The sequence below is a fragment of the Robertmurraya sp. genome, assembly GCF_036676585.1.
GTDB lineage: Bacteria > Bacillota > Bacilli > Bacillales > Cytobacillaceae > Robertmurraya_A.
Window position 1 is genome coordinate 40,741 of sequence record NZ_JAKFCQ010000101.1, and the last position, 11,931, is coordinate 52,671.

Genomic DNA, 11,931 nt, shown 5'->3' on the forward strand with positions numbered 1-11,931 from the left:
TTTAAGGTAGAATATAAAACGTAATTGTTACGGTTTAACCAATACATAGGAGGGACATATGAATCGAATTGTTCGAACGAACTTGTTTGATATTACTGGATTGATTTTATTAGCTGCTGCTTTTCTTTTACTATCATTAAAATTAGACGTTGGGGACGTTCTTCCCTCCTCATTTTTAAATCTTAATACCATTTTTCTAAGCATATTAATTGAAGCTTTTCCTTTTGTGCTTATCGGTGTTTTGATTGCAGGGGTGATTCAGATCTTTGTAACAGAAGAACATATTCAGCGGTGGATTCCTCAAAGCAGGACGAAGGCCATTATCATGAGTTGTGTTGTCGGTGCATTGTTCCCTGCCTGCGAATGTGGAATTGTACCGATTGTTAGACGACTTGTATCAAAAGGGGTTCCTCTCTATGCAGCCATTGGGTTCATGCTGACTGGACCACTTATTAACCCGATCGTGATTGCATCCACGTATATGGCTTTTGGAAATAACGCGGCCATTGCTGGGTGGAGAATGGGACTTGGATTTGCGGTTGCTCTCATTGTTGCGTTTCTAGTGAGCTTTTTCTTTAGAGGACATCAATTCAAGGAGGCTTTGGTCAGCACACAAACCCTTTCAGCAAGTAGAAAGAAAGAACCTTTTACGAAGCGTTTCTTCTCGATGCTTACCCACTCCATCGATGAATTTTTCGATATGGCGAAGTTCTTAATTTTTGGAGCATTTCTTGCTGCCGCTGTTCAAACGTATATGCCAGCAAAATCCTTATTAGAAGCAGGAGATGGTCCTTTTTCCTCCATCGCTGTCATGATGGGTCTTGCTTATGTATTATCTCTTTGCTCGGAAGCAGATGCTTTTATCGGATCATCTTTTAATAGCATTTTTCCAACACCATCTGTCCTAGCCTTTCTTATATTCGGACCGATGATCGATTTAAAAAACACGCTTATGATGCTAAGTGTGTTTCGTGCAAAATTTGTGTTTAGTGTACTGTTCTTTGTTGCAACGACTGTATTTTTATCCATTGTGCTCGTGCAGAGCTTTTTATAAGGAGGGATTATAGGTGGTCTTCCAAGCCCAACAAGCTTTACGTGCAGCCATATTGCTTTTTTTCACGGTGTTAATTTTTAAATTTCACTATACAGGTGAGATTACAAAGTTTATTAATCCAAAATACATCGGACTCAGTCAGATTGCTTCAGTTCTGTTCCTTATTTTGTTCTTCATCCAGATTACGCGAATTTGGGAGAAAAAGACTCATCACCATCATCATGACCATGAGTGCAGCCATAATCACGACTGCGATCATAACCATGACCATGGAAATACGCCGATGACACTTAAAAAAGTGGTCTCGTACGTCATTATCGCCTTTCCTCTCGTGACTGGTTTTACCATACCAGCAAAAGTGCTCGATTCCTCTATCGCAGAGAAAAAAGGGGGAATGGCGGTGATTACAGGAAAAAGTGAAAAATCACCAACCACTGAGTCAACAAATGAAGAAGTAGTTCAACCATCCGACACGGAGGTACTTCCAAATCCGTATGGGGAAATTACTCAAGATGAGATGAATTCACTTGTGCAAAAACTAAAGCAAAGTGACCCGATTGACATGGATGACTATGTGTATTATTTAAACTATGAAGAAATTAGTAAGGACGTAGCTTCTTATAAAGGAAGAGAAATTACTTTAAAAGGCTTCGTTTATAAAGAGGATGGCTTTCAAACGGATCAGCTCGTTATCTCCCGTTTCTTGATCACTCACTGTGTGGCAGATGCTAGTATTATCGGTTTTTTAACACAATTTGATGAAGCAGCGACTCTTGAAAAAGACACATGGGTGGAAGCCACTGGTGTACTAGATGTGACAACCTATAACGGGACGGAGATGCCTTTTATCAAAATTACCGACTGGAAAACGATTGAGGAACCAACCGAACCATATCTATTTCCGTTAAATGTGAGGATTTTATAATAAACAAGAGGGGAGAATGGCATCGATTAGTCATTCTCCCCTCCTTTTATACTATTCATCTTTTTCATCATAGGCGATTAACACGATATTTTCGTTTGTTTCCTTCCGCAATTCCTTCTCAAGTGAGGTAATTTTGTCTAATTGACCTTTTTCTAGATTGGCTACAGGGAAATTTTCATACACACTCATCTAAGTACCCCTTTCTAAGGTGATAATTAGATTTTTTCCATGTGGGATCTCAATTATACAATTAGCGATTCACGACTCTTTGTATATGAATAATCAAGTATAATTTCTCGTTATTCGTAAGCCTGTAGTCAAATTGATTTTCGATATATTCATTAATTTTCTCCGTACATTCAAAAGCTGCTTTATGCTTCTCACGCACGGTTTCGAATAAGAACGGATCGTCATCTTCTATATACGTTTTGCTATATAATCTTTGGGCAAAAAACTTTAAATGCGTAATAAATCGAAAATAATTTAATGATTCCTCGTCGAAGTCCATTTTAAAATGATATTTAACAATATTTAAAATATCCTGCATGACTTTAGTAATATTTGCGACATTCGGCATTTCCTGATTAAGCTCAGCATTCACGATATGCATGGCGATAAAGCTTGCTTCATCTTCTGGTAAAAGGACACCAAGTTTCTCCTGAATGATCTTCAAGGCTTCCAAACCAATGACAAATTCTTGCTTATAAAATCTCTTAATTTCCCATAAAAGAGCATTTTTAATGTCGTACCCTTTTTGATTACGCTCGACCGCAAAATGAATATGATCGGTTAAAGAAATATAGATGCTATCGTTTAGGTTTCTTCCTAGTCTAGATTTGGCAATCTTAATAATATCCTCTGTTACTTCCATGTATTCGATCGGAACTTCATATAAAAGAGTTTTAAATTTTTCTGACATATCATTATTTTTGAGAGCAAAAATCTTCTCAATCTTGTCTTCATCTACAGAATCTCCTGGCTTTTTTTGAAACGCCAGACCTCTCCCCATAACCACTAGCTCTTCATTTTTTTCATTAAACGCACTGATGACGTTGTTATTGTATACTTTGGCTATTTTCATTTGACCACCTATAAGTTTATTATGGTTCTCTTACTTTAATTATAATGGAAATAGTGCGCGTTATAAAATCTTTTAGACATTCAAAAGAAGGAAAGCTAACCAAAAGCTTTCCCACTTTTATCCAACTTATAGTTTTTCCCCGTTTGAAGCAATCACTTCTTTATACCAGTCAAAGCTCTTCTTATTAGAACGCTTCAATGTTCCATTGCCTTCATTATCCTTGTCAACATAAATATAGCCATAGCGTTTTTTCATTTCACCTGTGGATGCACTAACAAGGTCAATCGGGCCCCAGCTCGTATATCCAAGGATTTCTACGCCGTCTTCAATCGCTTCAGACATTTCAGACACATGCTTACGTAAGTATTCAATGCGGTAATCGTCGTTCACTTCACCGTTTTCGTTTGGAACGTCAACCGCACCTAGTCCATTTTCTACTACGAAAAGAGGCTTTTGATAACGATCATATAATTGGTTCGCTGTAATACGGAAGCCCTTCGGATCAATTGTCCAGCCCCATTCAGACTTCTCTAAATATGGATTCTCAATGGAACCAAATACATTTCCAGCTGTAGTCTTATTAATTTCTGGATCTGTACTAGTCGTACGGCTTGCATAGTAACTAAAGCCAAGATAATCTACTGTATGATTCTTAAGAAGCTCTTCATCTCCCGCTTCCATAACAATGTTCAAGTTATTGTCTCTAAAGAATCTCTTCGCATAACCAGGATATTGACCGCGAGATTGAACATCGATAAAGAAGAACGAATCACGATCCTTTTCCATTGCATCAAACACATCATCCGGGTTACAAGAGTATGGATACGTTTGACCAGCCGCTAACATACAGCCAATTTTCATATCAGGATTGATTTCATGGCCTGCTTTTACTGCCAAAGCACTGGCAACCAATTGATGGTGTGCTGCTTGATACTTCACTTGCTTTTTATCTTCGCCTTCTTCAAATACAAGACCAGCTCCAACGAATGGCAAGTGCAGGAGCATATTGATTTCGTTAAATGTCATCCAGTACTTTACTTTGTCTTTATATCGTTTGAAAAGAGTCGTCGCATAGTTTTCAAAGAAAGTAACAAGCTTTCGGTTTCTCCAGCTACCGTAATTTTTCACCAAGTTTACTGGTACGTCAAAGTGAGCAATCGTCACTACGGGCTCGATGCCATACTTTAATAATTCATCAAATACATTATCGTAAAATTGTAGTCCTGCTTCGTTTGGTTCTGCATCGTCTCCATTTGGAAAAATTCTTGCCCAAGAGATCGATAAACGCAAGGCTTTAAAGCCCATTTCTGCAAATAGCGCGATATCTTCTTTGTAACGATTGTAAAAATCAATCGCTTCATGCGAAGGATAAAATTCGCCTTCAAGTGGTTCATAAGAAGGTAAATTACCGAGCAAGATCTCCCAACGTAATTTTCCCGTTGGCATTAAATCAACGGTTGTTAAACCCTTTCCATCTGCTAGATACGCACCTTCTGCTTGGTTTGCGGCAATCGCGCCACCCCATAAAAATCCTTTTGGAAAAGCCATAAATATCCTCCCTTTCTTAAAACAGCAGGAAGAAAGGAAACGTATTTTCCTTTCTCCTGAACATGTTGATTACTTACTATCTAGTGTAAATAATGGAGCACCTGTTTTCACTTGTTTTACATCCACAAGTTGTAAATCGAACTCTTTATAGTTTGTTACAACGATTGGAGTTGTTAACGGCTTACCAGCTTCTTTAATTTGATCCATATCAAACTCAATTAATAATTGACCTGGTTTCACATAATCACCTTGAGACACATGAGCGGTGAAAAACTTTCCTTCTAATTGAACCGTATCCATACCGATATGGATTAAAAGATCGGCACCTGCATCTGTTGTAATACCAATCGCATGCTTTGTTGGGAAAAGTGCGGAAACTGTTCCTGCCACTGGAGCAACTAATTTCCCTTCACTTGGCTCAATCGCTACACCATGACCTAATGCACCAGATGAAAATGCTGCGTCCTTTACTTCTGATAAGGCAATTACTTCACCATTTAATGGACTAACTACTTCTTCATTTTGAACCTTTTGAACCTTAGTCGCTGCTACTTCACTAGCTGCAGACGTTGTTTCTTTTGAAGCTTGTTGTTCTTTGTTGATTCCACCGAAAAGTAATGTAAGAACTAAACCTGCGATGAAACCTACTACGATAGAAATGATTGCTCCATAGAATCCTAAATCGATTCCTTCTGGGCTGAGATAAGATGGAATTCCGAAGATTCCAAGACCACCGATAATGTAACCCGTTACATTTGTAGCACCTGCAATAGCTCCACCAATACCTGCAGCGATACAGCTCATGATAAACGCTTTCTTTAATGGAAGTGTAATACCGTAAATAGCCGGTTCAGTTACACCAAAAATACCTGAGATAAATGCTGGAATACTTAGTGACTTTAACTTTTGGTTCTTTGTTTTTAATAGGATTGCTAGTACTGCACCTGTTTGTGCAAATGATGCTGCAAATACAGTTGCAAGGATTGTGTCATAACCTAGTGTTGCTAAGTTGTTGAATGCAATTGGTACTAATCCCCAGTGAAGACCAAAGATAACGAATACTTGCCAGAAACCACCTAATAGTAGACCTGCAATCAATGGGCTTACGTTATAGATTGCTAATGTCCCTTGACCTAATAAACTTCCTGCCCATGTTGCTACCGGGCCAATAACAATAAATGTAAGTGGTACAACAATTAATAATGTTAACATTGGTACGACAAATGCTTTAATTACATCTGGAATAACTGTCTTTAACCATTTTTCCACTTTAGCTGCAAAGAATGCTGAAATAATAATCGGTATAACAGATGAAGAATAAGACATTAAGATAACTGGAATTCCTAAGAATGTAACGTAAATTGGTGATTCAAACATGGTTCCTGAAAATAATGTGTAAAGAGGTTCACCAGCTGTTAGTGTTGATAAAGTTGGATACACTAACGCTGCCCCGATCGCCATCCCTACGAATGGGTTACCACCAAATTTCTTAATTGCTGTATAACCTAAGAAGATTGGTAGGAAGTAAAACAATGCGTCACCTGTTGCATTTAAAATTTGATACGTACCTGATGTATTATCTAACCAACCAAATGCGACAAATAATGCGTTTAATCCTTTGATCATCCCTGTTGCTGCTAATACACCAAGAACAGGAGTAAAGATACTTGAGATCATATCAATAAAGCGACTGAGTAGTGATCCTTTTGGACCTTCCTCTTCTTCAACAGGCGTTTGACCTTGGAATCCACCAACAGTAGTAACTGCTTTGTACACATCTGGTACATGGTTTCCGATTACGACTTGATATTGTCCTCCGCTTTTCATAACAGTTACAACATCATCCATATTTTTTAACACTTCTGTGTTTGCTTTGCTTTCATCTCTTAACTTAAAACGTAAACGAGTAACACAGTGGACCACACTGGAAACGTTTTCTTTTCCGCCCACATTGGCAATAATATCTTTTGCTAATTGCTCGTATTTCATTTTTTGACCCTTCCTTCTTTTATATGATATTTATTTTTTCCAAATAAAAAACCTGAGCCAATTAGGAACACACACAGCTAGCGATAGCGTGTTTCTAATCGGATCAGGTTATGCCCACTTAAGGTAACATTCCTTCAAGGAATTTATTAAGTTTTATTTGATACGTGTAATTTATCACGGGAATTTGGTAGGTGTCAACGCTTTCTTTTAATTTTTTTTAATATTTTTATAGATTGCCGACTTGTATCTTATATATATAAAAATGCAAAAAAATTGCATGAACTACTCCACCTAGAATGGAAACGTCACTTGTGATCCATTCTCTTCGCTGGTATTCCTTCGTAATAAAGGCTTGTTCATGAATCACAAGTGACAATTTAAAAATAACGTTTACAAAATTCTTGCTTCGACAAAATATTCATGTTATAGTTAACGCAATTAAACAAACAACCTTTTTTAGGATTGTTACTGGTTATGCAGGCAAAACCTAAATCACGTAAACTATGAGACTAGTGTGTCTTACTTACGTGGTTTAGGTTTTTTATTTTATCCCTATGAAAGCGTAGCCATAAAAACATATATGGAGGTTTTTCAAATGACTAAATATCAGTTCCCAGAAGGATTTTTATGGGGCGGTGCTACAGCTGCCAATCAATTAGAGGGTGGGTATCTTGAAGGCAACAAAGGTATGAACCTTGCAGATGTAATGCCTGGTGGAAAAGTACGATTGAAGTTGATCATGACTCCTGGTTTTGACTTTGAGATCGATAAAGAAAAATATACGTATCCGAACCATGACGGAATTGACTTTTATCACCGTTACAAAGAAGACATCGCTCTTTTTGCTGAAATGGGCTTTAAAGCATACCGTATGTCAATCGCGTGGTCTCGTATTTTCCCTAAAGGAGACGAGCTTGAGCCAAACGAAGAAGGTCTAGCATTCTACGAAAGAGTTTTTGATGAGTGCCTAAAGCACGGAATTGAACCTGTTGTAACCATCTCTCACTATGAAATGCCTTTATATTTAATTAAAGAGTACGGTGGTTGGAGAAGTCGTGAAGTGATTGGGTTCTTCGAGCGCTATGCAACGACTTTATTTAACCGTTATAAAAACAAAGTAAAATACTGGTTAACATTTAATGAGATTAATGGAGCAACACATATGCCAATATTTGGTCTTGGTTTCTCTCCAGCTACAGAAGATGTTCGCCTACAAGAAAGCTTCCAAGGCTTGCACCACCAATTTGTAGCAAGCAGTTTAGCAGTTAAAGCTTGTCACGAAATCATTCCTGGATCTCAAATCGGCTGTATGTTAATTTATGCTCCTGTTTACTCAGTCGACTGTAATCCAGAGAATGTGTTGTATGCATTACAAGAAGCGCAAATCTTTAACAATATTTGTGGAGATGTACAAGTTCGTGGAGAGTACCCAGCATTTTCTAAGCGTTACTTTAAAGAAAACGGCATCTCAATCAATATGCAAGAAGGCGATTTAGAAACGATCAAGCAATATCCTGTTGACTTTATTTCGTTTAGCTACTATATGTCACGTACAGAAAAGAAAGTGAAAACAGAAGAAGAAAAATCAGCAGGAAACATCATGGCTGGTGTAAAAAACCCATTCCTTAAAGCAAGTGATTGGGGCTGGGAAATCGACCCAACTGGTCTACGAATTGCATTAAATGAATTATATGACCGCTACCGTGTTCCTTTATTCATCGTTGAGAATGGACTTGGTGCATATGATAAGGTTGAAGAAGATGGAAGCATCAACGACGACTACCGGATCAATTACCTTCGTGAGCATATCGAAGCGATGGGTGAAGCAATTGAAGATGGCGTAGATTTAATGGGTTACACATCTTGGGGCTGTATTGACCTAGTAAGTGCATCAACGGGTGAATTGTCTAAGCGTTACGGCTTCATCTATGTAGACAAGCACGACGACGGAAGCGGTACTCTTGAGCGTAGTAAGAAGAAGTCATTCTACTGGTACAAGAATGTTATTGCTACGAATGGGCAAGAGCTATAATAAATAGAAAGCATTGGTCCACTTGTATGGACCAATGCTTTTTTTGTGGGTGGACGTTTTTTATGGCTGGCTTTTTCGGGCAATTGAGGGTTGGGGGTGACCTAGATATGAAGGATGACGACTGTTTCTCTTAGATTCCTAGCTCGTTTGGGTCTTGATACCCGTGATGATGACCGTTAATTCTAGTTAATCTAGTTCCTCTGGTCTTCATAAGCCTGATGAGATTCATTTCTTCCTAATTCATCCCTCATTTTGATCTTCATAAGCCCAATGAACTTCATTTCCAACAGATTCCTCGTTCCTTTTGATCTTCATCAGCTTGATGAACCTCATTTCCAACAGATTCACCGCTCCTTTTGATCTTCATCTGCTCGATGAACTTCATTTCCAACAGATTCACCGTTCCTTTTGATCTTCATCAGCTCGATGAACTTCATTTCCAACAGATTCACCGTTCCTTTTGATCTTCATAAGCCCTATGAACTTCATTTCTACCGGATTCACTGCTCCTTTTGATCCTCATCAGCCTGATGAACTTCATAGAACCAATATCCTTCTGTCTTTCAGATCCTATTATGAAAACTGCGATAACACCAACACCAACGGTCCCACAATAAAGCAATAATAAGCGAAATACTTCAGATTCCCTCGCTCCATTAACCCCATAAACCATTTTAATGAGAAATAAGATAACAGCAGTGACATCACAAACGCCACGATATAAGGAATAAGTAGTTCTCCCAATTGCATGTCGCCTACTTTTAACACAATTGCTCCTAAGCTAACAGGAATATATAGAAGGAATGAGAATCGTAAGGCCGTTTCTCTTTTCATCCCTATTCCCATCGCAGCCACAATCGTAGCACCCGAGCGGCTTATTCCAGGAATTAATGCCACCGCTTGAGCGAAACCAACAATAAGGGCATCTCTAACTGTTAACCCTCGGTCGCCTTTTGTTCCCTTAAGATTTCTAATGAGCCAAAGAGCGATCCCTGTCACGATTAAAGCTCCACCAATCGGAGCAACTCCCCTGAAATAACTAGAGATCGTATCTTCTAACAGAATCCCGATCACACCTGCAGGAATGGTACCAATTATTAAATAAACGATAAAGAAAAAATCATTCTTATCACTTGGATCCTTTTTAACCATATATTTGCTTCCGTTTTTCACTAATCTAATAAGATCGTCTCGATAAATAAGTAATACAGCCAAAAGGGAAGCAAAATTCATTAATACTTCAAAGCTAAAATCACCTTCAGCCACATCAATACCTAAAAATTCCTGAACAAGCACCAAGTGTCCGCTAGAGGAGACTGGAATGGGTTCTGTAAAACCTTGAAGAGCTCCTAAAAAGGCATATTTTAATATGATTAATACTTCTTCCACCGACTCACTCCTTAACCAAAATTAAAAGGAGCTTGGAAAAGATCCAAGCCCTACATTATTATACTATTAAGCTCTTTTAATTTCCAAATATTGAATATGGTGCCCATCCTTCTTCTGGACTTTAAACACATATCCTTCTGTTTTTATCTCAGTACCAACCTGTGCTTCCATATCCTGAGTCATGAACCATCCACCAATCGTATCCACATCTTCATTTGATAAAGTGGTTTCCAATAGATGATTTACATCCTCAACCAGCAACTTAGAATCTACGATATAGTGATTTTCATTTAGCTTTCGAATGTCAGGTAATTCATCCTCATCAAACTCATCTCGAATTTCCCCAACAATCTCTTCTAATATATCTTCAACAGTGACTAATCCGGATGTTCCACCATACTCATCTATTAATATCGCAATATGTGTACGTTCCTTTTGCATTTTTACCAGTAAGTCATGAATTGGAACGGTCTCAATCACACGGATAATTGGGTTTATATAGGTCTGGACCGAAAAGCCTTCTCTCTTCTCTTCCTCTGAAATATCAGCAGTTAAAAGCTCTTTCACGTTAATAAAGCCAACAATATTATCTTTATCACCGTTCTCAACAGGATAACGAGTATAATTCTCCGACTTTATGGTTGCTAATATATCGGCATATGTTTCATCAATAGAAATAGATACCATTTCTGTACGAGGAACCATAATCTCTTTCGCAATTCTTTCATCGAATTCAAATATATTATTCATGTACTTCAATTCATTTTTGTTAATTTCTCCACTCTTATAGCTCTCGGACAAGAGGATTCTTAATTCTTCCTCCGAGTGAGCTAATTCATGTTCGGAAGCAGGCTTTAATCCGAAAAGCCCTACAAGCTTACGAGCTGATCCGTTTAGGAACCAGATGATTGGGTACATGATTCGGTAGAACCAAATGATTGCTCCCGCGAATAATAAAGTAACTGTCTCTGCTTTCTGGATAGCAAAGGTTTTTGGTGCAAGCTCACCTACAACCACATGTAAAAATGTGACTAAGGCAAAGGCAATTCCGAAGGACAAAATTTCCGTCAATGACTCATTTATATGGAAATGCTCAAATAAAGGATGCAATATTTTTTCAACAGTCGGTTCACCCAACCACCCTAAACCTAACGCGGTAATCGTAATTCCTAATTGACACGCAGATAAATACTCATCCAGATGGGTCACTACTTTTTTAGCAGATAGTGCTCCCTTTTTTCCTTCCGCAATCAGTTGGTCAATTCTCGACATACGAACCTTTACAATAGCAAACTCTGTAGCTACGAAAAAAGCAGTTAAAGCAATTAATAAAGCAATCAAAAGTAAATTTACAGTTGTCAACGATCGGTCTTACTAAGTAAGACCTACACCTCCCAATATAGTAAAACAAAGTTTAATTAATCAATAACAAAAGCGTCTGTATTAATGAAAGACTCTCATTTGATACATTCTTTTTTACATTCTTTAAATTATTTTGATCCAGATGAGCCAATACATCTGTGACCTCTTTTTCCAATCCTTGAATCTTCAGTCTCAGTTCAAGAACATCGATTTCTTCTGCATCTTTTTCTACCACTTTTTCTTTTATTTCTTCTAGTGACATTCCATCTTTTTTGCATTGTTCAATATAATGTAGGCGTTCGATCGCCGATTTATCATAATATCGATAATTCGAAGTAGAACGTTCTACTTTCAATAGTCCTAGATTCGTATAATAGTCAATGGTTCTCTTTGTAACATTTGCTCTTTCAGCTAATTCCCCAATTTTCAACTTCTCAGTCCCAATGGAGTCCCTCCAAACCGTCACGTGATAGTTATGAAATGAATTATACAATGAGTCTAGCTTTATAACAACTAATACGTTCGATATGGAATAAAGTTTCATAGAAAAA

General features: G+C 37.9%; 10 protein-coding genes. 3 read left to right on the top strand and 7 right to left on the bottom strand.

Features of this window, described 5'->3' with window-relative positions; all coding sequences use genetic code 11:
* Nucleotides 1-58: 58 nt before the first annotated feature.
* Nucleotides 59-1,054: a permease gene (locus tag ACGLXV_RS14110; protein ID WP_119710001.1), complete on the top strand. Its 996-nt coding sequence runs from the start codon at nt 59-61 to the stop codon at nt 1,052-1,054.
* Between the two features lie 13 nt (nt 1,055-1,067).
* A complete protein-coding gene (locus ACGLXV_RS14115) occupies nt 1,068-1,979 on the top strand; it encodes a TIGR03943 family putative permease subunit (protein ID WP_391559123.1) in 912 nt (303 codons plus the stop codon).
* A 51-nt stretch (nt 1,980-2,030) separates the two neighbouring features.
* Here the strand turns inward: ACGLXV_RS14115 and ACGLXV_RS14120 are convergent, their stop codons facing one another.
* From ACGLXV_RS14120 to ACGLXV_RS14135, 4 genes are all read right to left on the bottom strand, one after another.
* Nucleotides 2,031-2,168 carry a hypothetical protein gene (locus ACGLXV_RS14120; protein ID WP_391559124.1) on the bottom strand — a complete coding sequence of 46 codons (138 nt, stop codon included), beginning with the start codon at nt 2,166-2,168 and terminating at the stop codon, nt 2,031-2,033.
* A 61-nt stretch (nt 2,169-2,229) separates the two neighbouring features.
* A complete protein-coding gene (licT, locus tag ACGLXV_RS14125) occupies nt 2,230-3,060 on the bottom strand; it encodes a BglG family transcription antiterminator LicT (protein ID WP_391559125.1) in 831 nt (276 codons plus the stop codon).
* A 126-nt stretch (nt 3,061-3,186) separates the two neighbouring features.
* Nucleotides 3,187-4,608 (bottom strand): 6-phospho-beta-glucosidase, encoded by a 1,422-nt coding sequence (locus ACGLXV_RS14130; protein WP_391559126.1) that lies wholly within the window; start codon nt 4,606-4,608, stop codon nt 3,187-3,189.
* Nucleotides 4,609-4,677: 69 nt separating this feature from the next.
* On the bottom strand, nt 4,678-6,597 hold the full coding sequence (locus ACGLXV_RS14135) for a beta-glucoside-specific PTS transporter subunit IIABC (protein ID WP_119710005.1): 1,920 nt from the start codon (nt 6,595-6,597) through the stop codon (nt 4,678-4,680).
* A gap of 595 nt (nt 6,598-7,192) precedes the next feature.
* Between ACGLXV_RS14135 and ACGLXV_RS14140 the strand changes: the two genes are divergently transcribed.
* A complete protein-coding gene (locus ACGLXV_RS14140; RefSeq protein WP_391559127.1) occupies nt 7,193-8,629 on the top strand; it encodes a glycoside hydrolase family 1 protein in 1,437 nt (478 codons plus the stop codon).
* 573 nt (nt 8,630-9,202) lie between these two features.
* Here ACGLXV_RS14140 and ACGLXV_RS14145 read toward each other — a convergent pair.
* From ACGLXV_RS14145 to ACGLXV_RS14155, 3 genes are all read right to left on the bottom strand, one after another.
* On the bottom strand, nt 9,203-10,018 hold the full coding sequence (locus ACGLXV_RS14145) for an undecaprenyl-diphosphate phosphatase (protein ID WP_391559128.1): 816 nt from the start codon (nt 10,016-10,018) through the stop codon (nt 9,203-9,205).
* Between the two features lie 66 nt (nt 10,019-10,084).
* Entirely contained in the window at nt 10,085-11,380 is a 1,296-nt protein-coding gene (locus tag ACGLXV_RS14150) for a hemolysin family protein (RefSeq protein WP_119710008.1), read from the bottom strand.
* Between the two features lie 52 nt (nt 11,381-11,432).
* A partial coding sequence (locus tag ACGLXV_RS14155; RefSeq protein ID WP_391559129.1) for a MerR family transcriptional regulator occupies nt 11,433-11,931 on the bottom strand: 499 nt, incomplete at its 5' end.